Raw genomic sequence first — 25,203 nt, forward strand, 5'->3', positions numbered from 1 at the left:
TATATATGGTTGAATATAAAGATTGAACTTATAGTTACTTATGGTGCGACAGTATTCTGTGGATATCCTTAAATTATTTATATAAATCAAGGAATTATTGACATAACAACCGTACAGAAAACATGCCATTAAGCTGGTCGAAGCCGGTGATTAGCCGGGGGATGAAACCCCGAGTTTTCCCCAGAAATGAAAATTGGCGACTTATCCCCATTTTCCTCCTGAGTTTGTTCAGCCTCATTACACAGGGTTATGCTGGTCGAATGAGTGTTTTTTAGTCAAAAACTCTTTAAAAACAGCTGATTATGGGATAAACCTGTGAACAATTGTGGATAAATCTCCTAAGTATTGTTTTTTTGGGGTGGTTTTCTGTGGATAACCTTATCCAAGGCCTGTGGGAAATCGAAGGATTCATTGTGAGTGCAGTCAGGTAACCTCGCCGTTGGAGGCAGGCGAGGTTGGTGTGCAAGCGAAACTTGTCTGGCGGCCGCCGGTTGAGATAGCGCGCCTTGCTTGTGATTAATGCCTCTCGATGTCGGCGGGCAGAGACAGATCACCCGATGCTGTATCGAAGACGTTTTCCACGCACAAGAGAGGGGCGTGAATGCTCTCGTTAACTCTGAGCGCAGCGGTGACCCCGTCGTAGCGGGAGTTGTCCAGGTCAATCGTCTTGTTGAAAGCCAAGTGGACGTCTACTGAGTGATCGCCAAAGACCGGCTGCCACCCCGGGCTGTCGATCAATAGGGGGAGTCCGGGCCAGGTGGCTGGCAAAGGTGGCGTGGCTCCTTCCGGGATATCAACCACTCCCAGATTGTTGTCGCCGCACTTGGGGTCGGGGGCAAGCACGACCCAATGGCTGTGCCAGGTATCACCATCGTTCTCAGTGTTGTTGTCACGGTTTTCGTCAAAAAGCGGTGTATCGTCAAAATCAGGATGAATGGTTACCGCCAGCGCCAGAATGCCACTGTTGGCCGCAAAGCCTACCGCCTCTGGGCCGATGGTAGTGGGCCAGACATAGGAATACACTTCACTACCACCTAATTGCCCTTGGGCCTGCGGCTTTTCTGAGCCCGCTGCGCCCCGACTCGCCATATGAAAGTGGGCCCGGTTGTCCTTAACGCTTACCTTTGCGTGGACGATATCAAAGCTTGGAGCTACATCGGGCGATTCATTTGCTTTCAGTCCCCCTGAATGACCCTCGTGTGCCAGGGTGCTCGCCGTGACGAGCAGCAGGGCAGCTAAGACCGCGAAACGTACTTTGTCTGTGTGCATGATAATCTCCTTTTTGGTTTTGTATCGACTCGATACAAATTGAAGGTTTGCACAGTTTTGCTTCCTTGTCAAAGTAGTTTTAAGTCGATACTATTGATGTGACCAATGTTGAAGGCAGTTTATGAAGAATGTTGAAGCAATTGATCAGTTGATCGACCGGGTGGCTGGGCTGCTGCGCACTGACGCCCGTCGTGCCGGCGCTGCGCACCAACTCCAGCCTGTACAGCTGGAGGCACTCGACTATCTCAATCGAGCCAACCGCTATTCGGATACCGCTATGGCGGTCACCGAGTATCTGGGGCAAACCAAGGGCACGGTGTCCCAGACGCTAAAAGTGCTTCTTAATAAGGGCTACATCGAAAAGCGCCCGGATCCGGAGGATAAACGGATCTTTCATTTGGCGGTAACGCCCACTGGGCGCCGGGCTTTGAGCGAGTGCAAGCCCTCGCCACTGTTGAGAAAGGCGGCTCAGTTGCTCGAAAACGGTGAACTTGAGATAACAGCCAAGCGCCTTCGCGAGCTTTTGCATGCGCTGCAGGAGGCCAATAACTTCCGCACCTTTGGTCAGTGCTCTGGTTGCGTGCACAATATGGTCAGTGATGGCGATCACTGGTGTGGTTTAACTCGTCAGCCTCTGTCTATTTCTGACACCCAGCTTATTTGCCGGGAGTTTACCTCGAGAGAGCAATGGCACCCGATTGGCAAACGCTGAATCGCCTTGCGTTTGCCGGGCGACTGAATCTGGAAACCGCAAGACCCGTTGCAGGTGGCGACATTTGCGACAGCTACACAGTGGCTAATGCCAATGGAAGTCGTTATTTCGTCAAATTTCACTCCAGCTTGGATTTGCTTGAGTGCGAGTTTCGCAACTTGCAGCTGCTGGCGGCGACACCGATGGTCACCCCTGTTCCGATTGATTGCGTTAGGCTGAGCGACTCTGCGGCTTTGGTACTTGAGTACTTCGAGTTTGGTGGGCGGGCTGATGAGTCCCGGTTGGGTGAACTCTTGGCAAGTGTGCATCGAGAGCAGGAGCCCCACGGGCGTTACGGATTGGATTACGACAATTTTATCGGCCACTCCCGCCAAGAGAATTCCTGGTTCGACAGTTGGAAGCACTTTTGGTGGCAATGTCGTCTTGAGCCGCAATTGGCGATGGCTGCGCGCCATGGTCACAAGTTGTCTGTACCGCAGGTGCGGATAAAAGAGGCGGTGATGACTCGATTGGCAGAGCACAGGCCGCCGGCTTCTTTGTTGCATGGGGATCTCTGGGGGGGCAACAAAGGCTATTTAGCCGACGGGCGCCCGGTGATTTTCGATCCTGCCTGCTACTATGGGGATCGGGAAACCGACCTTGGGTTTACCCGGGTGTTCGGCGGTTTCTCGCCGGAGTTTTATCGAAGTTATCAGCGAGCTTGGCCACTACCTGACGGCTGGCAGATCCGCGAACCAGTCTACAACCTCTACCATATGCTCAATCATTTAAATCTTTTTGGTCGTGGTTATTTGCCGCAAGTAGAGCGGTTGTGCAAGGAATTGATCCGCTAATCTTGGTCGTAGGAGTGTAGGAACCTTCTCTTTCAAAGGATATCAAAGCCTCTTTCTATACCGGAGTACACTCATGGCTGAACCCACCTTAGCTCAACCCCGCAGGTCGCTGCGACGCTTAGTTCGACAGAACGCGGGTTTTATCTTATTGGTTCTGGGCCTGGCTTTTTTCCGAACGGCTGTCGCTGACTGGAACTATGTGCCATCCAGTTCCATGGAGCCCACGCTGTATCCCGGTGATGTGTTGGTCATTAACAAGCTGGCTTATGGGCCTTCTGTGCCTTTTACCCGCACGCGTCTGGTGGATATTGCGCAGCCCGAGCGCGGTGATGTGATTACTTTTTTCCCCTCTCACACAGATAACTGCTTGGTCAAACGTGTGATAGGTGTGCCTGGCGATCGCCTGCGCATTCGCGGTGAAAGGGTGTGGTTGAACGACGAGGAGCTCCGTGTGAGTGAAAAGGACGGCTTTTACTGGGAAGCCTTGCCGGGATCCTCCCATAAGATCGCCGATCCCGCTGGCGAGCTTCAGCCGGCGTTCGCTGGTGAATTGATTGTGCCCGACGGGCATTATTTTGTCATGGGAGATAACCGCGCCAATAGTTATGATTCAAGGTATTGGGGGCTGGTAAAGGAGTCGCAGATCGTCGGCAAAGTGGCTGCGGTTGGGCTCAATGTTTCCGAGCGCTTTTTCCAACGGTGGGCGACACAGGTGCTTTGAGCAAATGACACTGATCCATTTTGGAGTGTAACCTATTGATTGTTAAGGTTTGTCGCCTTAACGTCAGGTCCGTGTCGTTACCCTGTCTGGCGTTTTTGCCCAAAAATGCACCCGAGGATATCGAAGGAGGCGGTGATGAATGTACGTAAATTGAGATTGCAAAAGGGCTGGTCGCAAGAGCAGCTGGCCGAAATGACCGACCTCAGTATTCGGACTATTCAGCGCATAGAGCGGGGGCAGGTGCCTTCATTGGAATCGCGCAAAGCGCTGGCCTCAGTCTTCGATATTGACCTCAGCGACTGGCAAATTGAGGGTGACGTTATGGACGAATCTGCGGCAAGCACATCGACTGAGCGGGCAAGAATTGAGCGCGAAGAGCGCGAAGCGATCGAGTACGTGCGCGATCTAAAAGCGTTTTACAGTCATTGCCTGACTTTTGTGGTAATTATTCCTTTTTTGTTTTTTATTAACCTAACCACCTCGCCCGGGTACATCTGGGCTTGGTGGCCTGCATTCGGTTGGGGCGTGGGCCTGGCCATTCACGGTATTAATGCGTTTGAAGTATTTAATATGTTCGGCCCCGGTTGGGAGCGAAAACAAGTAGAGAAGCGCCTGGGCCGCAAATTGTAATCTTAAGTCCGGCCAGCGTTTGCAGAGCCGCCGGCCCGGAGTTTCTACTTACCAATACAGAATGAGGAAAAAATTCGTCCGAGCAAATCGTCGGAGGTGAATTCTCCGGTAATTTCTGACAGGTAGTTTTGCGCTTCGCGCAGGTCTTCTGCCAGTAGCTCACCGGCGGCGTGAGTGTGGAGTTGGTCGGCTCCCTGCCGAAGTGCACGCTCCGCTGCCAGCAGCGCATCGATGTGTCTTTGCCGCGCGGTAAAGGTCCCTTCGGTGGTGCTCTGGTAGCCAATGCAGTCTTTCAGGTGCTGTTTTAAGACATCAATACCCGTGCCGGATTTGGCGCTGATTTTCAGCGCATTGCCGGGCAGCTGGTCGGCGTCGATAAGGTCTACCTTGTTGTAGATGACGCTGACCTTGTCTGATTGCTCCAGTCGGGCGGTAAATTCTGGCCAGACATCCTCTGCGCTGTCTCTCTTTTGAGTGACCGCATCCGCCGCATCAATCAGCAACAAAATCCTATCTGCCCGGTTGATCTCATTCCAGGCGCGTTCAATACCGATCTTTTCCACCGCATCCGAGGCTTCGCGCAAACCGGCGGTATCGATAATGTGCAGCGGCATACCGTCTATATGAATGTACTCTTTGAGCACATCCCGGGTGGTGCCGGCAATGTCGGTGACGATAGCGCTTTCCCGTTCGACTAACGCATTGAGGAGGCTGGACTTACCGGCATTGGGTTTGCCGGCTATCACCACTTGCATGCCGTCTCGCACCAGTTGCCCCTGACGTGCTTTGGCCAGCAGTTGTTCGAGCTCGGCGATGATGGCAGTGAGGTCGGTTTGGACTTTGCCATCCGAGAGAAAGTCGATTTCTTCTTCTGGAAAGTCGATGGCCGCTTCTACGTATATACGCAGAGCGATAAGCGACTCTACCAGCGCGTGAACTTGAGCGGAAAATACCCCCTGCAGGGAGTTTAGAGCGTTGCGCGCCGCTTGCTCGGAGCTGGCTTCGATCAGATCGGCAATGGCTTCGGCCTGAGCGAGATCCAGTTTATCGTTGAGAAAGGCCCTTTCGGAAAACTCCCCAGGTCTGGCCTGTCGAGCGCCGAGCTGTTTCACCGCCTCCAGCAGTAAACCCAGTACCACTGGACCGCCGTGACCTTGCAGCTCCAGTACGTCTTCACCGGTAAAGGAGTTTGGGCCTTTAAACAGCAGGGCAATACCGCGGTCCAGTTCTTTGCCCTGGGTGTCGTAAAAGGGCAGGTAACTCGCCTGACGCACTGCTAGGTCTTTACCGGTCACGGCCCTGGCAATATCGGCGGCCTTGATGCCGGAGACCCGGATGATACCGACGCCGCCGCGGCCTGGTGCAGTGGCGACGGCGGCAATAGTGTCAGTATTGGCTGACATCGGGATCAGGTCTTGGCGTCAGCTTTTTCGATTTGTCGAGTGATGTACATCTGTTGCAGGAACGACAGGGTGTTATTGGTTACCCAGTAGAGCACCAGGCCGGCCGGGAACCACAAAAACATCACGGTAAAGACGACAGGCATGAACTGCATGATTTTTGCCTGCATCGGATCCGGTGGCTCCGGATTAAGACGCATGGTCAGCCACATGGTAAAGCCCATTAACAGTGGCAGTACAAAAATGGGGTCTTTGACCGAGAGATCGGGAATCCACAAAAAGGGCGTGTGCCGCAGTTCTACCGATTCCATCAACACCCAGTAGAGTGCCAGGAACACCGGCATCTGTATCAGCATCGGCAGGCAGCCGCCCAGGGGGTTCACTTTTTCGTCCCGGTAGAGCTTCATGGTCTCTTGAGACATTTTTTGGCGGTCGTCGCCATGGCGCTCCTTAATTTCTTTCATTTTTGGAGCGAGCTTGCGCATGCGTGCCATAGAGCGATAGCTGGTGGCGCTTAGCTTGAAGAATAGTGCTTTAATAATAATTGTCAGGGCAATAATTGCCAGGCCCCAGTTGCCAATTAACCCGTAAATATAGTCCAGCAGGCTGAACAGCGGCTTAGCCAGCCACCAGAGCCAGCCGTAGTCCACGGTGAGATCGAGGTAGGGGGCAATTTTCTCCAGCTCGCCGGTGTCCTTAGGACCAGCGTAGAATTCAGCGCTGATTTCTCCCTGGCTAGCAGGGGCAACGCTCAGTGCTTCAGAGGTAAAGCCCATCAGAAACAGATCCTGATTGCCCTGTTGTTTTAGGAAGAACTGATTTTGTTTGCTCTGATCCGGAATCCAGGCGCTGATAAAGTAGTGTTGTACCATGGACACCCAACCGCCCTGGATTTGGGTTTTGAAATTCTTGTCTTCCAAATCGTCAAAGGAAAATTTCTTGTAGCGCTCGTCCTCGGTTGTCAGAGCTGCCCCGACAAAAGGTTGCATGCCGATGCCGACATCGGCATCGGGTTTGTGGCTGTCGCGTTTGATCTGACCGTAAAGGGTTGCTTGCCAGGGTTCTTCACCGCGGTTATCCACCAGGTAGCCCACCTTCACCCGGTACTCGTTGCGAAAGAAGGTAAAGCGCTTGGTCAGAGTGGCGCTGTCTTGCTCTAAAGTGAGGTCGACCACAAGGGTGTCGGCACCTTCCTCTAACGTGTAGGCATCGGCTGTGCTGGTAAATACTGCCCGTCCCTCGGCGCTGTCGGTTCCGTTTTTGCCAATCAGGCCGCTTTGAGCGGTGTAAGTATGGTTGGCATTGTTGCTGATGAGAACAAAGGGTTCGTCTGGCGTATCGATGTGGGCAAAGTGTTTCGGCAGGGCCGCGTGGACAATATCGCCTCCGCGGGTATCAATGCTGAGCTCAAGGGTATTGGTAAAAACGCGTATCACCTTGCCACTGACCGCCGGGTTTGTCTGGCCTGGCTCGCCGGTGGTGGGGACATCGGTGGCCGCAGCGGAAGGCACTTCAGTGCTGAGCGCTGAGGAGTCGGCCGTTGTGGCCGCCGGGAGATCAGCGGGAACCTGGTTTTGCTGGAAGTCGTCCCAGCGCATGACCAGCATGATAAGAACGGCGCCCATGGCCGCGAGTAACAGATTCTTTTGCCAATCCATCTTAGAGTTTGCCATCAGTCAGTTGTCGTTGCTTGTTGGGTTTATCCGGTACCGGGTCCAGCCCGCCGGGGTGCCAAGGGTGGCATTTTAAAAGGCGACGCGCAGTAAGATAACCCCCTTTTATAAAGCCGTGGGTCTTTATTGCTTCTTCGCCATAATGCGAGCAGCTTGGGTAGAAACGGCACTGGTTGCCAATCCAAGGGCTGAGAAAGTATCGGTACAGACGTATCAGCTTTATGGCCAACCAGCTCATTGAGGTGCTCCGCCCAGGGCTTGTGCCTTTTTGCGAATCAGCCGTTGCCACTGTTTTTCCAGTGTTTTGGTAATGGCGCTGTTGTCCAGCTCATCCAGCCCGCGGCGTGCCAGTACAATAACATCTAAGCCGGTCAATTGATGCTGGTTGGCGCGAAAACTTTCTCTTACCAAGCGCTTGATGCGGTTTCGTTGAACCGCGAGCTTGATGTTCTTTTTGGCAATCACTAATCCGAGACGAGCCACATGGAGGTCATTGGGGCGCGACAAAATCAGCAGGTGCTGGTGGGAGGCTCGCAGGGGAGCTTCGGCAAAGACGGCCTGAAAGTCGGCGGCATTCAATAACCGCTGATGTCTGCGAAAGGAGAGGGAGCTCACACGGCGCTCTCAAATAGAGGATATTGAATGCTAAAGGGCACCGCTGTGAAAATCTGCACCTAATGTTCAGAGATTCACAGCGGTGCCCTTAGGTCACGCGCAATCGAAAAGCTTAGGCGGTTAAGCTTTTGCGACCTTTTGCACGACGACGAGCCAGTACGGCACGACCATTCTTGCTGGCCATACGAGCGCGGAAGCCGTGGGTACGAGCGCGCTTCAGTACGCTGGGCTGAAATGTTCTTTTCATGGGTTAACCTACCGATTACCTATCTATTGATCGCACAGTGTGCGAAAAGAGGCGGCGATTTTATAGAAAATGCCCGATCAAAGCAACGCTGTTTCGGCCTTTTTTATGAGTTTTCGTGGTCCTGAATCATCCAGTAGAATTTAACAGTTTAATCAGGGGTTGTCCTTACAGTTATCCACAGATATTCAGTGTTAGCCCGATGCATTGCGTTGATTCTGGCTGCTTGGTGCTCGACGAGCTTGAAAGAGTGATTTTTGTGAATAACTCTGTTAATAAACTTTTAATAAGTTGATAAAAAGCACTGAAAATTAACACTTTAGCTTGTGAAATCGAAACACTGCTAAAAACCGCCAATACGTGTGGATAACTCGTCGCGGTAGCGTTACACTAGCCTGCTCTCGGTCGGGGTTAAAACAGTTCTCAGCAAGCCCTGACGATAATAAATGTTTGGGGGTTAGGTTTTGCCGCAATCGGTGTGGAGCTACTGCGTTTCCAATCTGCAGGAAGAGCTGCCGTCTCAACAATTTAATACCTGGATACGGCCGCTGAAAATCGATGACACCGCCGATGGTCAGTGCCTGCGTTTGTTGGCGCCCAACCGGTTCGTGTGCGATTGGGTGTGCGAGAAGTTTCTGGCTCGGATCTCTGAGTTGGCCAGCCAGTATAACGGAACCGCTTCGTTGAGCGTTGAGGTGGGGGTAGGTGGCGGCCGCCCGGGTGCCGGTGTGCAGCGTCGCCCCGCCATCAACGGCAGCGCTCAACGTCCATTAACCGTGGATTCTTCCAGTGTATCCTCTGCGCTGGGGTCTAACCCCTTGGCGGACCCAATTGAGAAGCCTGCGCCGGCGGCCCCTGCGGTTGAGGGCGGGCTCAAGCACCAAGATAATCTTAACCGCAGCTTCTCCTTTGAGAGTTTTGTCGAGGGTAAGTCCAACCAGTTGGGTTTGGCAGCGGCGCGGCAAGTGGCGGATAACCCTGGCGGTGCTTACAATCCCCTCTTTATTTACGGCGGCGTTGGTTTGGGGAAAACCCACCTGATGCAGGCGGTCGGTAATGCACTATTAAAGAAGAACCCCAACGCCAAGGTCATCTATTTACATTCCGAGCGATTCGTCGCCGACATGGTCAAGGCACTGCAGCTCAACGCCATTAATGATTTCAAACGATATTACCGCTCAGTCGATGCGCTTTTGATTGACGACATTCAGTTTTTCGCCGGCAAGGAGCGATCTCAGGAAGAGTTTTTCCATACCTTTAACTCCTTGTTGGAAGGTGGACAACAGATTATTCTCACGTGTGATCGCTACCCGAAGGAAATCAACGGCCTGGAAGAGCGTTTGAAATCCCGCTTTGGCTGGGGTCTTACGGTTGCCGTTGAGCCGCCCGAGCTTGAAATGCGGGTGGCCATTTTGAAGAAGAAGGCTCATCAGGTGTCGGTGGATTTACCTGATGATGCGGCTTTTTTTATTGCCCAAAGAATTCGTTCGAACGTCAGGGAGCTCGAAGGTGCGTTAAAAAGAGTGATAGCGAGCGCTCACTTCACAGGTCGGCCCATCGATGTTGAGCTGGTTCGCGAGGCGCTCAAGGATCTACTCGCCCTGCAGGATAAACAAGTCGGGATCGAAAACATTCAGCGGGTCGTGGGTGAGTATTACAAAATCAAAATCGCGGATATGCTGTCAAAGCGCCGTTCGCGTTCCGTTGCTCGTCCGCGTCAGGTGGCTATGGCGCTGGCAAAGGAGTTGACCAATCACAGCCTGCCTGAGATTGGCGAGGCTTTTGGTGGGCGAGATCACACGACCGTTTTGCACGCTTGTCGCAAGATTAAAGAGTTGGAAGAAGAAGATGCGGATATCCGCGAAGATTTAAAGAATTTGTTGCGATCGCTGACCACCTAGATACTTTTATGTATTGGTCCTGGTTAGCTTGAACCCATTGTATTCAAGGATCCACGAAGAGAACTGAACATGAAATTTGTCGTTTCCCGCGAGGCATTGATCAAACCTCTGCAACTTGTCGCCGGTGTTGTCGAGCGCCGCCAAACCCTGCCGGTTCTGTCCAATGTCTTGTTGGTTCTCGAGGGTAACCGCTTATCGCTAACCGGTACTGACCTTGAGGTGGAAATCGTAGGCCGTGTCGACTTGGACAACCCCGGTGTCGATGGCGAGATTACGGTGCCGGCGCGCAAGTTTGTGGATATTGTTCGTTCTCTGCCTGATGACGCAGTGCTTGAGTTGGTCGAGGAAGAAGGGCGCATATTGCTAAAAAGCGGCCGCAGCCGCTTCACACTCTCCACACTGCCTGCCAGCGATTTCCCCAATGTTGAGGACGGCCCCAGCGATTTGCAATTCAGTTGTCAGCAGGGCGAGGTTAAGCGCCTGATAGACCGCACCGCCTTTGCTATGGCGCAGCAGGACGTTCGGTATTACCTCAACGGCATGTTGTGGGAGGTGAAGCAGGACCAATTGCGGGTGGTCGCCACTGACGGTCACCGCATGGCTATGTGCACACGCACTGTGGGTGTTAATACCAGCGAAGTGATCCAGGCAATCCTGCCCAGAAAGGGCGTACTGGAATTGGCCCGCCTTATGAGTGATACCGAAGAACTGGTGGACATCACCCTGAGCGCCAACCACGTGCGTGTCACCTCCTCTGATTATACCTTTACATCCAAGCTGGTGGACGGGAAATTCCCCGATTACGAGCGAGTATTGCCTCGCGGTGGTGACAAGGTGATGTACGGTTCGCGCAGCGAGTTGAAGCAGGCCTTCTCCCGCACGGCGATTCTCTCCAATGAGAAGTACCGCGGTGTTCGCCTGTTGCTCGATAGCGGCCAGCTGACCATAGTAGCCAATAACCCTGAACAGGAAGAGGCGGAAGAACAGTTAACGGTGGATTACTCCGGTGATTCGCTCGAAGTGGGCTTCAACGTTAGCTATCTCACCGACGTTACCAACGTGATAGACAGCGATACTGTGAAGATCACCCTCTCCGACGCTAACAGCAGTGCGCTGCTGGAAGAACCGGAGGAGGGCGGTGACTCGCTCTACGTCGTTATGCCGATGAGGCTCTAATCGCCCCTTTTTCCTCTTCTATGTCCGTATCAAGGCTGGTTGTCCACAATCTTCGAAATCTGACCAATGTGGACATTCGGCCTTCGCCAGCGGTCAATCTTGTTTACGGTAAAAACGGGTCTGGCAAGACCTCTCTGCTTGAGTCGGTCAATTTACTCACCCTGGGTCGCTCCTTTCGCAGCCATAAAATCAAGCCTCTAATACAAGAGGATCGTCCCGTGCTCACGGTCTTTGGACGAGTAGGAGAGGGGGACGCCGGGGTTCCACTCGGTGTAAGCCGTGCGCGAAACGGAGAATCCGTATTTAAAGCTCAGGGTCGCCCGGTAGAGTCTTTGGCGGAGCTGGCCAGTTATCTACCGCTTCAGGTGATCAATGCCGATGCCTTCTCTTTGCTTGAGGGGAGCCCCAAGGTCAGACGCCAGTTCCTTGATTGGTTAGTGTTCCACGTGGAACCAGACTTTTATCCTGCATGGAAGGCGGCTCAACGCTGCCTAAAACACCGGAACACGATCCTTCGCCGTGGTAGAATATCAACCCCGGAAATGGCGCCCTGGAACCAAGAGTTAATCGCCCAGACAGAGCGTATACAGGCGTTTAGGGTGGCGTGCTTCGAACGTTTAATGGAATCCTTTAGTGCGCTTTTTGGCGAGCTTGATCTGGCCCAAGGCCTGAATCTGTCGCTTTATCGAGGCTGGGATAAAGAGCTTAACTTCGCTCAGGCCCTGGAATCCGGAACAGAAAGAGACATAAGACAGGGATTTACGGGTGTTGGCTTTCATCGCGCTGATATTCGCATCAAGGTGAACGGTCAGAATGCGGCCGATATTCTGTCGCGAGGGCAGCAGAAGCTACTGGTTTGTGCGTTGAAAGTGGCGCAGGGCAAGGTTTACGAGCGAATCACAAACAGAAAATGCGTTTATTTGGTCGATGATTTGCCTGCGGAGTTGGACAAAATTCATCGGCTCCAGCTTGTCAGTTGGTTGGAGGCCTTGGGCACTCAGGTCTTTATCACCGGTGTTGAGCGTTCGGCTCTTTTAGAGCCATGGTTGGGGAATACCCGGCGAGAGATTAAAGTGTTCCACGTGGAACGCGGCGAAATTACAAGTGAAGACTATCCGAGCGGGGAATAATCCCCGGCATCGAATATCAGCGGAGCAAAACTATGTCAGATGACAAGCCCAACTACGATTCGTCCAGTATTAAGGTACTGAAAGGTCTGGATGCGGTTCGGAAGCGCCCGGGAATGTACATTGGTGATACCGACGATGGTACAGGCTTGCACCATATGGTGTTCGAAGTGGTTGATAACTCCATCGACGAGGCATTGGCAGGCTATTGCTCCGAGATCAAAGTGTCTATTCACCCGGATGAATCCATCTCCGTATCCGATAACGGCCGTGGTATCCCCACCGAGATGCATGAAGAGGGCGTATCAGCAGCCGAAGTGATTATGACGGTACTGCACGCCGGCGGTAAATTCGATGACAACACCTATAAGGTCTCTGGTGGTTTGCACGGTGTGGGTGTCTCTGTGGTGAACGCCCTGTCTGAAGAGCTCAAGCTGACGATCCGCCGCGGAGGCAAGGTTCACGAGCAGGTATACCGTGGCGGTGTGCCCCAGGCTCCCCTTGCTATTGTGGGTGACACCACCTCAAGCGGCACGGAAATTCACTTTAAACCATCAGCCGAAACCTTCAGCAACATTAAGTTTGAATACGATCTCCTGGCCAAGCGCCTGCGCGAGCTGTCATTTCTTAACTCGGGCGTACGTATCCTGCTAAAAGATGAGCGTTCGGGTAAAGAAGAGGTTTACGAGTACGAAGGGGGTTTGAGAGCTTTTGTTGAACACTTAAACGTCAACAAAACCCCCATCAACAAGGTAGTGCACTTTACCAACCAGCGTGACGACGGTATTGCGGTGGAGGTGGCGCTGCAGTGGAACGACTCCTTTCAGGAAAACATCTTCTGCTACACCAACAACATTCCTCAGCGCGATGGCGGTACCCACTTGGCGGGCTTTCGCGCCGCGCTGACGCGCAGCCTGAACACTTATATTGAGCGTGAGGGTCTGGCCCAGAAAGCCAAGGTCAGCACGACCGGGGACGATGCTCGCGAGGGGCTCACCGCGATCATCTCGGTGAAAGTACCGGATCCCAAATTCTCCTCCCAGACCAAAGACAAGCTGGTGTCTTCAGAGGTAAAAACGGCCGTTGAGCAGGAGATGACCCAAAATCTGAGTGATTTTCTCCTGGAAAACCCGGCTGAAGCCAAATCCATCGTGGGTAAAATGATTGATGCGGCAAGAGCTCGTGAGGCGGCCCGCAAGGCCCGGGAAATGACTCGACGCAAAGGTGCGCTGGATATCGCCGGCTTGCCGGGCAAGCTGGCCGACTGTCAGGAAAAAGACCCCGCTCTGTCCGAACTTTACCTGGTGGAGGGTGATTCAGCCGGTGGTTCGGCCAAGCAGGGCCGTGCACGCAAAACCCAGGCAATTCTTCCGCTAAAAGGTAAGATTTTGAATGTGGAAAAGGCCCGTTTCGATAAAATGCTCTCGAGCGCCGAAGTCGGTACGCTCATTACTGCACTGGGCTGCGGTATAGGAAAAACCGAGTTTGACCCGGAAAAGCTCCGCTACCACAGCATTATTATCATGACGGATGCTGATGTGGACGGCTCGCACATCCGCACTCTGCTGCTGACGTTCTTTTTCCGCCAAATGCGCGAGCTAATCGAGCGAGGCCATGTCTATATTGCTCAGCCACCTCTGTACAAAATTGCCAAAGGTAAACACGAGCAATATCTGAAGGACGAAGCCGCGCGTATTGCCTTTATCACCCAAGCGGCACTGGACGGTGCCAGCTTGCACGTCAATGCCAATGCCCCGGGTATCGCTGGCGAATCGTTGGAGGCTCTCGTTACCGAATACCGAGGGGTCATGGATACCATCGAGCGTCTATCGCGCCTCTACCCAGCCGAAGTATTGGAACAGATGATCTATATGCCGGCTCTCGCAAAAGAAGATCTGGCAAATTCTGAGGCCATGCAAACCTGGTGTGAGCAGTTGGCCGATCGCTTTCACAGCAGTCACCGCGCCGGAGCCGACCGCTATGAAATCACCGTTCGTGAAGATCACGAACGCCATCTTTTCTTGCCTCATGTAGAGATCATTGAGCATGGTGTCGCCAAGGAATACCCCTTTAACCACGACTTTTTCGCCTCCGGGGAATACCGCACTATTACCGGCCTGGGTAAACAGCTGGAGAATTTGCTGGAAGAGGGCGCCTATATTAAGCGCGGTGAGAAGACCCAGGAGGTCAGCAGCTTTGATGAGAGTCTCGAGTGGCTCATGAAGGAAGCGACACGCGGCTACAGTATTCAACGCTATAAAGGTCTCGGCGAAATGAACCCGGAGCAGCTTTGGGAAACCACCATGAACCCGGAGAGCCGGCGGATGCTCAAAGTGTCGATTCAGGATGCCATTGCCGCTGATCAGATTTTTACCACGCTGATGGGGGACCAGGTAGAGCCGCGCAGAGAGTTTATTGAATCTAACGCTTTGGCGGTAGCTAATCTCGATGTGTGAGTAAGTATTCACTAACATCTTATTTTTGAGCGATAAAACCCCCGCTTTGCGAACCAAAGCGGGGGTTTTCTGTTATTAGGCCAGATAAATACGGCCCATTTCGTTGCCGCATCCGTATGACAGCGTGATGACGAAATCGTCATAGTATCAGCGCTCCAAAATCCGAGGGAAACAAAAACATATATTTATCAACAGCTTATGAATGGGGTCACTTTGCTGCTCAAAGTGACCCGGGCCAATTTAGGCAAATCGCTAAACTGAGTCGCGGATTCCTTCGCCCAGGCGGACTATGGCGTAAAGGGAGAGCCACTATAATCGTTCCGCTGGCTGCGGAGCACTTGCCCAACTACAACGAAGCGTCTCTGCAACCAGTCATTGGGGGAAGATAAATGTTTAAAAGGTCCGCACTGTCCGTCGCCGTTCTCGGCGCCCTGTCTGCTACGTCCCACGGGGTCATGGCACAAACCTCGGAAGAGCTTCCGATTGAAGAAGTCGTGGTGACCGGCATCGCCGGCAGTATTCAACGAAGTATTGATCGCAAGCGCGACCAAACCCTGATCTCTGACAGCATATCAGCAGAAGATCTGGGTAAGTTCCCGGACAACAATATCGCCGACTCGCTGCAGCGCGTGCCTGGTGTGGCGATTGATCGCGATGGCGGCGAAGGCCGGTTTGTCAGCATCCGGGGTCTGGGTCCGGATTTTACCGCAGTCACCATCAACGGCCGCACCCCGGCCACTGAGAACGAGGAGCGAGCGTTTAGTTTCGACACCTTGGCCTCGGAGCTGGTGAGCACGGTGGACGTGTTTAAAACTTCATCGGCGAACCTGAAGGAGGGCGGCCTCGGCGGTACCGTTGATATTGTCACCGCGCGCCCGTTTGACTTCGACGGATTTAAATTTGCCGGTAGCGTCAAAGGCCAGTACGAAGAAAACAGCGAAGAAACCAGCCCTCAGGGCTCCTTTATCATCAGCAACACTTTTAACGATGGTATGTTCGGTGTCTTGGCCTCCATGACGTACCAGGAGCGCAATACCCTTGAACATGTGGTCAGAAACGAGCACATTGCCAATACCAATCTGGAACCCTTTCTGACTTTTACCACGCCCAGCCAGGGTTGGGCCGGTGGCTATGCTTACTCGGGCGATGGCCTGGAGGAAGACACCTACCGTATTCAGAGCATCTATGCCGGCAGTGAAGAGGTCACCCGCGAGCGCCTCGGTGGGAATCTAGTATTCCAGGCGAGGCCTACGGAGAGCCTGACCCTTACCGCCGATGTGATTTACTCCGATTACGACACCTCCTCTAAAGAGTACTCTACCGGCTCCTATCTCTGGGCGCCGACGTTATCTGAGTTGAACGTGGTGGATGAAAACGGCTTTTACGAAGTGCTAAACCACGGTTATGACGAAGGCTATGACATTACCGGCTACGCGCATCTGCTGACCACCAAAGAAAGACCGACAGAGTCCATCATCGGCGGGTTTAATGCCGAATGGTATATCACCGACGATTTCTATATGGTCGCTGATATCTCCCATTCAGAGGCAGAGTTGGACAACCGGGGTCTCGATCGGCTCTATATTGTCGAGTTTCTCGACCGTCCGGGCTATCTGATTACCTCCAATGGCGGCATACCCAGCTACCAGTATCGTGACGAAGAGGCGATCAAGCCTGAGATGGGCAGCCAGAATATGCGCGATCTGCGGGCTCGCATCACCTCCAACGACGGTATTTACAACAAAGGCACCAACGACGAGTTCAAGCTGGACTTTACCTGGGAGGCTGACGGCCAGTATCTACAGAGCGTCAAATTTGGCGCGAACAATACCGTTGCTGAAAAGCAGACCGAGTATTGGTCTACTCCCGATCTGATTCGCCGTATGTACCACGGGTTGGCGACTCAGCAGGAAATTGACTACGACAGCATCATCGTCGGCGTTCAGGATTCCGGTGATCACTTTGGTGGTTTGAACGCCGATGTCTACATGATCGACCCAGTGGCCTACCGAGACTGGATGGCAGCCAATATTGACGGGCGCACCCGCGCCGATACCGCCACCGGCATCGCCTCCAAAGAAGCGTTTATCGCCAACGGCAGTAGCTGGGCAGCCGTTAAATCCAACGATTCCTACGTGATTGAAGAGGATGTCCTCTCGGCGTATGTAGAAATGGATTTTGAAGTGGACCTGATGGGTATGCCACTGCAGCTCAATGGTGGTGTGCGCTATACCGCAACGGAAGTCACCTCGGACGGGACATCGCAGGTATTGGAATCGCTGGAGCGCGAATCCACAGGCCCAGGCGAGCCGCCTTCACCCTGGTTGGTGCAAAATTTTGCCGACGCGGCCGGCACAGCGGTAACCATCGACAGTGACTATGACAACTGGCTGCCATCGCTCAATGCTATTTTGCAGGTAACGGACGATTTCTATGTGCGTGCGGCGGTTAGCCAAACCCTGACGCGACCTACCTTGTCTGCACTGGCGCCTTACACGACCTATCAAACCACCACCGTGTCGACGCGCACAGCGATGGGGGGAAACCCTAACCTCAAGCCCTATAAGTCGACCAACTATGACCTGGCGTTTGAGTACTACTACGGCGATGCCGATATCCTGTCGCTGGCGTTGTACCAGAAGGACATCGAAGATTTTATTGTCCGCTATTCCAAAACTGAGGTATTCGACCAGATTCAAGTAGAGGACCCGAGCTGGAAGGAGTTTCGTGTTACTCGGCCGCACAACAGCAAGTCGGCTACCATTGAGGGGGCTGAAATTAATATCACCCACTCGTTCGACAATGGCTTTGGTGTCACTGCAAACTACACGTTTGTGAACAGTAGCGCTTCACTCAGTGATGCGGACGATGCGGAACAGTTCGCCCTGCCCGGATTAAGCGATACGGGGAACGTATCGGTATTCTACGGCAATGAGACTTATGAAGGCCGTCTCGCCTACAACTACCGGACAGACTTTTTGGGGCTGGTATTCAATGGCCCGTCCAATGAGCCGGTGCACTACGACGCCTATGGCACTTTGGACTTCTCTTTCAGCTACAACTTGACCGAAGACATCTCCGCTTTCATTGAAGGCATCAACGTAACGGGCGAAACCGTCGATAAGTACGGACGTCATGAAAACCAGTTTATGGGTTACGAAGATACCGGTGCTATCTATACCTTTGGCCTACGCGCCAACTTCTAGTTTCCTCACTTCTGCCCGGCTTCGCCCGGGCTTTTTTAAACATCGGGTAGGGAAAAACAATGAATTCACACATAAAAAAAACGCTATTGGTTCTACAGTGTCTGGCCATTCTTTTACTGAGTCAGCTGGTGAACGCACAGACCTCGGCTTTTGCCGGTGGACAATGTGTCGCCATTAACGGCATGTATGTCTCGCTAAAGCGCGGCCAGGAGTCACTGTTAGGGAATTTCACCAAAGAAACACAGCTATTGGAGTTTAGCAAAGCCAATGGCATTAACTATTTTATTCTCTACGATCTTGAAGGTATGGCCAGTGATGCGCAGCGTCAAACGCAGCTGGCAAACTTCATATCCAGAGCAAAAAATAGCTACGGCATACAAGAAATTGCTGCAGCCTTGGGCGCCGCTTCATCGGCCGATGAGGTGGCTGCCTACAACGACTCACACGCTTACGATGAACGAATCGATGTGCTGAATCTGGAGTATGAGTTCTGGAATCATACGAACCGCGCGCAAGCGTTCAGCGACACTTTGAGCATGCTAGCGCACTTTGAAACTGTCGCCGCCAGCCATAATTTGCAGACCGAAATCTACATCGGTTGGATTAACGCCAGTGAAGGCGCCGCGCTTGCGGATGCCGTTGATCGCGTGCTGGTTCATTACTATAGGCAGAACGACGTCAATATTCTCCAGTATGGCCTCGATCGACTGGAGTACCTGGCATCGGGCAATACATCGGTGAAGATAGCGCCCATTTTCTCCAACGAAGGTCCCACGAACACCGGCGACCCGACGGCCTACTTTATGGGTCCCTGGCTTGAAACCCACTCGATCGATCAACCCTTTAAAACCTGGATAACCGAATATCAGCAGCTAACCGATACCTGGAAGCAAAAGCTGGACGTGATGGGCAGCACATGGTTTCTGTACAACTATTTTGCAGACATACCCTACCCAAACACTCATCACATCACCGATCAGCCGCAACCGCAGCAGGCGTGCCTGGGAGACAATGTAGTGTTGGAGATCGATAGCAGTGCGGTCAATAAGGACATCGGCTGGTTCCAAAATGGCCAGTGCCTCATCGATTCGGCGAATCTACAAGGTAGTGGTACCGATACCCTCCAGATAGCGAATCTGGGCGCAAACCACTTCGGCCAATACCAGGCACGTGTTGTCAGCTACGATAGCGGCAACCCTTCAAGCCATCTGAGCACGAGTGCGACTATTACGGAAGACCAGAGCTGCTCCTCCGTGCAGAATCTTGCGCTGGGCAAAGTCGCGTCGGCGTCCTCCTATATTGCCGCAGGCTACGAGCCCGGCCGGATTACCGATGGCGACACTACAAGCAGTCGTTGGGCAAGTGCCTACAGCGGTGATCAATGGGTTCAGGTGGACTTGGGAGAAAGCGTTAACATTAGCGGCTTGACGCTCACCTGGGATCCTGCCTACGCCATTGACTATCAGATTCTCTACTCCAGCGACGGCAGCAACTGGCAGCTGCTGGTCGATGTTACCGATAATCAGCAGCTCATCAATAACCACACCGGCCTTAGCCAGGTGGCGCGCTTTGTCCGGATTCTCGGAACAGAAAAAGCGCTACCGCAATGGGGCTTTTCACTCTATGAACTGGAAGTGTTTGCCTCTCTAGCCTCTGGTGCGTGTTCGCCAGATTTGTAACGCCTGCGCCCTGCCGTTTCGGTAGGGCTTGCGCGCGAGTGCGATATCACTGATGTAACAGCAGGATTTTATGAAGAAGATAATGATGATGGCGTTTGGCTGGCTTATTGTCCAGAGCGCCTATGGGTTTGATTATCAAACCTTTGCCGAAAAAGCGAAGGTTACATTCGGGGTAACCAGCAATTTTCAGCCCGCTGGAAAATTTAAAGCTTATCTGAATATCGACAATACCTCGGGACAGAGTCTAGCGTCAGGTGAAGCGCAGTGGCGAATTTACTTGCACTTTGTCCGCCGAGTAACCGCCATAGATTCCGATGAGTTTACCCTTGAGAGAGTTCAGGGAGACCTTTACCGATTAACACCGACACAAGCGTTTCAAGGCATTGCCAACGGTGAAGCCAAGCGCATAGAGTTTGAGGCACTGGGGTACATTTCCAGCTACAGCTATTTCATGCCCAATGCGTTTATCGTCGATGGCAACGGAAAAAGCTACACGTTTGCCAGCACGGCAAAAGAAGATCCAAAAGATTTCTCGGCGACGCTGAGCCGGCCCGAGCAATACCTGCGTTTCAATAGTCCAGACCCCGATCTCTATCCGGTGGCAACTCCGCAAAGCCGCTTCGAGGAAAATAAGGGCGTGTCTGCGTCGGAAAAAGTCGTAGGTATTATTCCCTCACCGAAGGAGATGCACCTGAGTAAGGGGCACGCCAAAATTGCCAGCGATTGGTCGCTGTATCAAAGCGGTGGCCTGCAGTTTTCCGCTGATTATCTGAAGCGGGAGCTTGCAGGTTTGGGTGTCGTACTGTCTGAAGCCGCGGAACCTGAATCAGAAAAGACGATTAGGCTGCTGATTGACGATAGCGTAACTGTGCCTGAGCACTATGAGCTCAATATTAAAAGCCATCAACTGACTATTAGAGCGGCCGATAAAGCGGGTATTCTCTACGGCGTACAGAGCCTGATCAAGCTCCTTCCTCTATCGGCAAAAGACAGTGTTGTTTCTGTTCCTGCGGTCAGAATATTTGATGAGCCTCGCTACCCGTGGCGAGGTATGCATTACGATCTTGCCAGAAATTTTCACGGCAAACAGACCATCCTGACATTGGTTGAGCAGATGGGTCGTTACAAGCTTAACAAGTTGCATTTGCACCTGACAGATGACGAGGGCTGGCGGCTGGAAATTCCCGATCTCCCGGAACTCACCGGTGTCGGCGCAAACCGATGTTTTGATCCGAATGAAAACCACTGCTTACTGACCCAACTAGGCAGTGGCCCGAAATCGGCCAGGGAGAAGCAATATCTAACGCGCCAGGACTATATCGATATTGTTCGCTATGCCAGCGACCGCAATATCGAAGTCATTCCCGAGATTGATATGCCAGGGCATGCCCGTGCGGCAATAGTGTCCATGAAAGCGCGCTATCGAAAATTGCTCGACACTGCGGGTAAGAAAGAGGCGGAGCGCTATTTGCTCTCTGATCCGAAGGATCAATCAGAGTATTTAACGGTTCAGAGTTACACAGATAACTCCATCAACGTCTGCATGGAGTCGACGTATCACTTTGTTGAGAAAGTGATGTACGAAGTCCAACGTATGCACCGAGATGCCGGATCGCCGCTGCGCACCTTTCATATGGGAGGTGATGAAGTTGGCCGTGGCTCCTGGGAGGAGTCCCCGGTGTGCCAAGCGCTGTTTACTGACCCCGATTCAGGCATCCTTGGCGCCGAGGATTTAAAGCCGTATTTTGTTAAGCGGGTTGCCAAGCTTGCCAGTGATCGTGGTATGGCGGTCGCCGGTTGGGAAGACGGCTTGATGTACGATAAGAACACGCCGTTTCTTCGCAAGAACCTTGAAAATCCGAGCGTCATCGCGAATGCTTGGGACAATATCTGGGAGTTAGGTGTTTCAGATCGGGCCTATTTATTGGCAAATGCCGGGTACCAGGTGGTACTGTCGTCGGCAACCCACCTGTACTTTGATCACCCTTACGAAAGCAGCCCGGATGAACTTGGCTATAACTGGGCCACTCGCTACACTGATCTGGAGAAAGTGTTCGCCTTCCGGCCGGACGATCTCTATGCCAATGCCAGCAGGACTTTCAGTGGTGCTAAAATTGATAACCTGGAAAAGCTGACCAATAAGTTGCATGTGGATCTGGAGCGGCCCGCCAATATCCTCGGAATTCAGGGGCAGCTATGGACTGAAACACTGCGTACTCAATCCAGTGTGGAGACCATGATTTTCCCGCGGCTTATCGCGCTGGCAGAGAGGGCTTGGCATAAAGCCGACTGGGAGAACGGCGCCGGCAACGATGAAACCTACCGGGAAGACTGGACCCAGTTTCTGTCGATACTGGTGAATTACGATCTGCCCAAACTGGATCAAAGTGGCGTTCAGTTCTATGTTCCACCCCCGGGTCTGAAACAAAAGGGAGACTCGGTAAGCTTGAACAGTGGCCTTCCGAAGGTCGACTATGAGATGAGTGTAAACGGCGCAAAGCATTGGACGCCTGTCTCTGAAAATCAAGCCAAATGGATACCGGGGGCTCTGTATCGGTCACGTTTCGGCGGACAGGTGAGTCGAGCCGTTTCGTTGACGCCGTAGTCGAGTGGCCCGTCGGCAAGCCGGCCCGCCAAGAGGAGATAAGCATTGTCATCACCGCAGCTGACAACACTGGAAAGCTTAGCGAGGCAGGCGCTCAAGGAGGGGCGCGATGAAGTGGCCTACCGACTTCTTGGCGAGCTCTTGCAGGGAGACCCGGCGAATTCCCAAGCCTTCTACTTACTGAGCTATATTGCTCACAAGTACAACAACTTTGACAAGGAGGTCGAACTGTTGCAAAAGGCGGTGAGTATAGAACCGGACAATTTGCTTTTTACAGCCTACCTGGCTCGCGCATTGGCCTTGTGTGGGAAGATGCTTCTGTCTCACCGGCAACTCCAAGCCATCGACCTTGAGCAGGTGGACAACCCCGAGCTGATCGATGTTGTTGCGACGACTTACAATCGGTTAAACCTCTATACTCAAGCCTGTCGCTGCTATCAGCGACTGGTGCAAATTGATGACAAGAGTGCTCATGTCTGGTTTAATTTATCCACTTGCTACAAGTACCTGGGTGAGTTTGAAAAAGCTGAACAAGCGCTGGAAGAAGCCATCGCACTCAAGCCACACTATGAGAAAGCCCAGGCCGCACTGTCCTTGTGGAACACCAGGAAGCCCGGCTCAGAATCAGAGGTTACCGCTCGTGTTGCAACGCTCTGTGACATACAAAAATCCAGTCAGAATCCGGAAGTCAGGTTGCATCTCGCCCATGCCATGGCAAAAGAGCTGGAAACTGTTGGAGAGTATAGTGAGGCCTTTTCCATACTCTCGAGGGACAAAGACGCTCAGCGCCGGGCTTTGGATTACCATTTTGAGCGCGATCAATCGATTCTCGAAAACTTGTCGGACAGAGCGTCTTATTCGCTACCGAAAGCTGGAACCGTTAAACACATCTTTGTCACAGGTATGCCGAGAACGGGCACCACCTTGGTGGATCGTTTGTTAAGCAGCGCACCCGATGTTATCTCCGCCGGGGAATTAATGTGTTTTCGCACAAGCTTACGCAAGGCTCTGGGTGAGACAACCACTGATTTTATTACCGGTAGTTGTCTGCAAGCTCTGGACGTAAGCGCGAGCGGAGAAGTCAGCCGACTGTATCAAAGAAATACCAGTTATATAAACGCGGACAGCGCCATTCTTCTGGATAAGTTGCCTTTGAATATCCTGTTGGCCGATCAAATTCTCAAGTGCCTGGAAAGCAGCGTGGTGGTCTGTCTGGAGCGCCACCCACTGGATACGATTATCGGTAACTACCGGCAGTTGTTCAGCTTTTCAGATGCGCTGTACAACTATTCGTTGTCACTGGAAGATACAGCTAAGTTTTACCTATGCTTTCGAAAGCTCATTCAACGCTTGAGTAGAGACTACCCCAATAGGTTTTATCGGGTGAGCTATGAAAGCCTGGTGCAGAACCCGGAGAGGGAAGCCGAAAAGTTGTATGATTTCTGCCAGTTGAGCTGGAAAGCTGAGTATCTGGCGATTGAAAAAAACTTGGCGCCCGTGGCGACGGCCAGCGCCTTACAAGTACGCGAAAAAATTCACACCCGAGCTCTGGAGCAATGGCGCCGCTACGACGATGCTTTAGGTGGTGTAAAACGCCTTCTGCAGGAAGCCGGTGTTCCCTACTAGCGAATTTTTCCCGTTGAAACCCGTTCTCAATGGGTTTGACTGATCACCCGGTTGCGATACTCCGTGGGTGATTCGCCGGTCAGTCGCTTAAAAAATCGCTGAAAAGAGGATTTGCTGTTAAACCCGGATTCGAGCAAGATCTCCATCACAGACATGTGCAAACAGTCTTTATCGCCCAGATAGCGCTTCGCCTCTTCAACGCGGTACGTATTGATGAACTCGAAGAAATTTCGGTCAAAGGCCCGGTTAATAGCGAAAGACACGTCTCTATAGGGAAGTCCGATCATGTCGGAGAACTGTTCGACGTTGATATTAGGTTTCAAATAGAGCTTTTGCTCGCGGATACCGCTCATGATCTTGCCGATCAAATCATCGATATTTTCATTGGATTTGCTCTCTGTCTTGTTCAAGCCCTTCGTGGTGGTGAGCCGTTGGGCGTGAGATACACTGTAGAAAAACAGGGCGATCAACAAAATAAAATTAATGTAGTTGTCAGTGACTCCCAACGGCAGGCGATAGACCACAGCCAGCACACTGAGCATGATAGACCACACCGCCGAACAGATATAGGCGATGGTCAGAAGGTACAGCCATACGATAGCCTCTTCATTCACCGATGAGTTATGCGAGAAGACGGTTTTGTGGTACTTCCTGACAATGTAGAGCGCGTAGGCAAAATAGACAAAGGGGGTGATTTTCACAAACCACCAGATAAAATCGACAGCGCGGTATATGGCACTGTCAATACCGAAGGTATCGAGGCGAAGCAGATTGCTGTCGATACCAAATACGGCGATCACCCCAATGACAAAAGCGCAGGGCAGAAGGTGCAGGCAATCCGCTTTTGCCAGTTTGAAATCGTCGTGGGTGATACTGGCTACGTAGAGCACCAACAGAGGACCCTTCAGTAGCATCGCGGGCGCGTAGAAGTAGGGTGTCAAGGCGTCTACCGTGTCTGAGCTTGGCAGGTGTTCATTCCAAATCAGCAAAATGCCGATGTCTGCCAGGGCGATAGAGACAAAAAACCCGGATAAAAGATACTTGGAGATGGCCAGTTTGGTTGACAACAGTGGTTGAGACAGCGCCAGCACAATACTCAAACCGATGGACAAAATAAGAATGACGTCATTGAGGTTAAAGTAAAGCGTTGTCATAGTGAGCGTGTCTGCGAGGAAGTTGTTGCACTACCTGAGTTAGGTGTCTGGCCACATCCATTAGATCAAAACAGACCTGTCGTGACCATACCTAATTTGACCCATCGCAAAACGCACGCGGGTTGATTGTACAGCGGTTACATTAAAAATGGCGCTGGCTCAGCCCTCTCCGCTCG

19 protein-coding genes are annotated in these 25,203 nt (G+C 52.5%); 12 read left to right on the forward strand and 7 right to left on the reverse strand.

Annotation, left to right across the window (positions count from 1 at the left end):
* Positions 1-516 precede the first annotated feature (516 nt).
* Positions 517-1,269, reverse strand: a complete 753-nt coding sequence (locus QWI16_RS05705) for a hypothetical protein (RefSeq protein WP_302711803.1) — start codon at positions 1,267-1,269, stop codon at positions 517-519.
* Between the two features lie 121 nt (positions 1,270-1,390).
* Here QWI16_RS05705 and QWI16_RS05710 point away from each other — a divergent pair, with 121 nt between their 5' ends.
* The 4 genes from QWI16_RS05710 (at position 1,391) to QWI16_RS05725 (ending at position 4,165) form a co-directional block, all read left to right on the forward strand.
* Complete coding sequence (locus QWI16_RS05710; RefSeq protein WP_302711804.1) at positions 1,391-1,981, forward strand: MarR family winged helix-turn-helix transcriptional regulator; 591 nt, start codon at positions 1,391-1,393, stop codon at positions 1,979-1,981.
* Complete coding sequence (locus QWI16_RS05715; protein WP_302711805.1) at positions 1,957-2,814, forward strand: fructosamine kinase family protein; 858 nt, start codon at positions 1,957-1,959, stop codon at positions 2,812-2,814. The genes QWI16_RS05710 and QWI16_RS05715 overlap by 25 nt, the downstream gene beginning before the upstream one ends.
* A gap of 73 nt (positions 2,815-2,887) precedes the next feature.
* On the forward strand, positions 2,888-3,535 hold the full coding sequence (gene lepB / locus QWI16_RS05720; protein WP_302711806.1) for a signal peptidase I: 648 nt from the start codon (positions 2,888-2,890) through the stop codon (positions 3,533-3,535).
* 135 nt (positions 3,536-3,670) lie between these two features.
* The gene (locus QWI16_RS05725) at positions 3,671-4,165 is read left to right on the forward strand and encodes a 2TM domain-containing protein (protein WP_302711807.1); all 495 of its coding nucleotides are present in this window, start codon (positions 3,671-3,673) and stop codon (positions 4,163-4,165) included.
* Positions 4,166-4,209: 44 nt separating this feature from the next.
* On the opposite strand, the gene mnmE is transcribed toward QWI16_RS05725, so the two are convergent.
* The 5 genes from mnmE to rpmH form a co-directional block, all read right to left on the reverse strand.
* Entirely contained in the window at positions 4,210-5,568 is a 1,359-nt protein-coding gene (mnmE, locus tag QWI16_RS05730) for a tRNA uridine-5-carboxymethylaminomethyl(34) synthesis GTPase MnmE (RefSeq protein ID WP_302711808.1), read from the reverse strand.
* Positions 5,569-5,573: 5 nt separating this feature from the next.
* Positions 5,574-7,223 (reverse strand): membrane protein insertase YidC, encoded by a 1,650-nt coding sequence (gene yidC / locus QWI16_RS05735; protein ID WP_302711905.1) that lies wholly within the window; start codon positions 7,221-7,223, stop codon positions 5,574-5,576.
* Between the two features lies 1 nt (position 7,224).
* Entirely contained in the window at positions 7,225-7,476 is a 252-nt protein-coding gene (yidD, locus tag QWI16_RS05740) for a membrane protein insertion efficiency factor YidD (RefSeq protein ID WP_302711809.1), read from the reverse strand.
* On the reverse strand, positions 7,473-7,853 hold the full coding sequence (gene rnpA, locus QWI16_RS05745) for a ribonuclease P protein component (RefSeq protein WP_302711810.1): 381 nt from the start codon (positions 7,851-7,853) through the stop codon (positions 7,473-7,475). The genes yidD and rnpA overlap by 4 nt, the downstream gene beginning before the upstream one ends.
* A gap of 112 nt (positions 7,854-7,965) precedes the next feature.
* Positions 7,966-8,100 carry a 50S ribosomal protein L34 gene (gene rpmH, locus QWI16_RS05750; protein ID WP_302711811.1) on the reverse strand — a complete coding sequence of 45 codons (135 nt, stop codon included), beginning with the start codon at positions 8,098-8,100 and terminating at the stop codon, positions 7,966-7,968.
* Positions 8,101-8,561: 461 nt separating this feature from the next.
* Between rpmH and dnaA the strand changes: the two genes are divergently transcribed.
* From dnaA to QWI16_RS05790, 8 genes are all read left to right on the forward strand, one after another.
* Positions 8,562-9,998, forward strand: coding sequence for a chromosomal replication initiator protein DnaA (gene dnaA / locus QWI16_RS05755; RefSeq protein ID WP_302711812.1), 1,437 nt, complete (start codon positions 8,562-8,564; stop codon positions 9,996-9,998).
* A gap of 69 nt (positions 9,999-10,067) precedes the next feature.
* Entirely contained in the window at positions 10,068-11,174 is a 1,107-nt protein-coding gene (dnaN, locus tag QWI16_RS05760) for a DNA polymerase III subunit beta (RefSeq protein ID WP_302711813.1), read from the forward strand.
* Positions 11,175-11,194: 20 nt separating this feature from the next.
* Positions 11,195-12,304, forward strand: a complete 1,110-nt coding sequence (gene recF / locus QWI16_RS05765; protein WP_302711814.1) for a DNA replication/repair protein RecF — start codon at positions 11,195-11,197, stop codon at positions 12,302-12,304.
* Positions 12,305-12,336: 32 nt separating this feature from the next.
* The gene (gene gyrB / locus QWI16_RS05770; RefSeq protein ID WP_302711815.1) at positions 12,337-14,757 is read left to right on the forward strand and encodes a DNA topoisomerase (ATP-hydrolyzing) subunit B; all 2,421 of its coding nucleotides are present in this window, start codon (positions 12,337-12,339) and stop codon (positions 14,755-14,757) included.
* A 389-nt stretch (positions 14,758-15,146) separates the two neighbouring features.
* The gene (locus tag QWI16_RS05775) at positions 15,147-17,963 is read left to right on the forward strand and encodes a TonB-dependent receptor (protein ID WP_302711816.1); all 2,817 of its coding nucleotides are present in this window, start codon (positions 15,147-15,149) and stop codon (positions 17,961-17,963) included.
* A 59-nt stretch (positions 17,964-18,022) separates the two neighbouring features.
* On the forward strand, positions 18,023-19,642 hold the full coding sequence (locus QWI16_RS05780) for a discoidin domain-containing protein (protein WP_302711817.1): 1,620 nt from the start codon (positions 18,023-18,025) through the stop codon (positions 19,640-19,642).
* A gap of 70 nt (positions 19,643-19,712) precedes the next feature.
* Positions 19,713-22,247 (forward strand): family 20 glycosylhydrolase, encoded by a 2,535-nt coding sequence (locus tag QWI16_RS05785; protein WP_302711818.1) that lies wholly within the window; start codon positions 19,713-19,715, stop codon positions 22,245-22,247.
* Positions 22,248-22,292: 45 nt separating this feature from the next.
* Entirely contained in the window at positions 22,293-23,873 is a 1,581-nt protein-coding gene (locus tag QWI16_RS05790) for a tetratricopeptide repeat-containing sulfotransferase family protein (protein ID WP_302711819.1), read from the forward strand.
* A gap of 26 nt (positions 23,874-23,899) precedes the next feature.
* Here QWI16_RS05790 and QWI16_RS05795 read toward each other — a convergent pair whose 3' ends face one another.
* Positions 23,900-25,027, reverse strand: a complete 1,128-nt coding sequence (locus QWI16_RS05795; RefSeq protein WP_302711820.1) for an AraC family transcriptional regulator — start codon at positions 25,025-25,027, stop codon at positions 23,900-23,902.
* Positions 25,028-25,203 lie beyond the last annotated feature (176 nt).

Source organism: Gilvimarinus algae, assembly GCF_030518215.1.
GTDB lineage: Bacteria > Pseudomonadota > Gammaproteobacteria > Pseudomonadales > Cellvibrionaceae > Gilvimarinus > Gilvimarinus algae.

Coding starts and splice junctions, on each gene's coding strand:
- QWI16_RS05705 (WP_302711803.1), bottom strand. CDS start 1,269: ATGCACACAGACAAAGTACGTTTCGCGGTCTTAGCTGCCCTGCTGCTC.
- QWI16_RS05710 (WP_302711804.1), top strand. CDS start 1,391: ATGAAGAATGTTGAAGCAATTGATCAGTTGATCGACCGGGTGGCTGGG.
- dnaN (WP_302711813.1), top strand. CDS start 10,068: ATGAAATTTGTCGTTTCCCGCGAGGCATTGATCAAACCTCTGCAACTT.
- rpmH (WP_302711811.1), bottom strand. CDS start 8,100: ATGAAAAGAACATTTCAGCCCAGCGTACTGAAGCGCGCTCGTACCCAC.
- recF (WP_302711814.1), top strand. CDS start 11,195: ATGTCCGTATCAAGGCTGGTTGTCCACAATCTTCGAAATCTGACCAAT.
- QWI16_RS05795 (WP_302711820.1), bottom strand. CDS start 25,027: ATGACAACGCTTTACTTTAACCTCAATGACGTCATTCTTATTTTGTCC.
- yidC (WP_302711905.1), bottom strand. CDS start 7,223: ATGGATTGGCAAAAGAATCTGTTACTCGCGGCCATGGGCGCCGTTCTT.
- gyrB (WP_302711815.1), top strand. CDS start 12,337: ATGTCAGATGACAAGCCCAACTACGATTCGTCCAGTATTAAGGTACTG.
- QWI16_RS05725 (WP_302711807.1), top strand. CDS start 3,671: ATGAATGTACGTAAATTGAGATTGCAAAAGGGCTGGTCGCAAGAGCAG.
- QWI16_RS05780 (WP_302711817.1), top strand. CDS start 18,023: ATGAATTCACACATAAAAAAAACGCTATTGGTTCTACAGTGTCTGGCC.
- yidD (WP_302711809.1), bottom strand. CDS start 7,476: ATGAGCTGGTTGGCCATAAAGCTGATACGTCTGTACCGATACTTTCTC.
- lepB (WP_302711806.1), top strand. CDS start 2,888: ATGGCTGAACCCACCTTAGCTCAACCCCGCAGGTCGCTGCGACGCTTA.
- QWI16_RS05785 (WP_302711818.1), top strand. CDS start 19,713: ATGAAGAAGATAATGATGATGGCGTTTGGCTGGCTTATTGTCCAGAGC.
- QWI16_RS05715 (WP_302711805.1), top strand. CDS start 1,957: ATGGCACCCGATTGGCAAACGCTGAATCGCCTTGCGTTTGCCGGGCGA.
- mnmE (WP_302711808.1), bottom strand. CDS start 5,568: ATGTCAGCCAATACTGACACTATTGCCGCCGTCGCCACTGCACCAGGC.
- QWI16_RS05775 (WP_302711816.1), top strand. CDS start 15,147: ATGTTTAAAAGGTCCGCACTGTCCGTCGCCGTTCTCGGCGCCCTGTCT.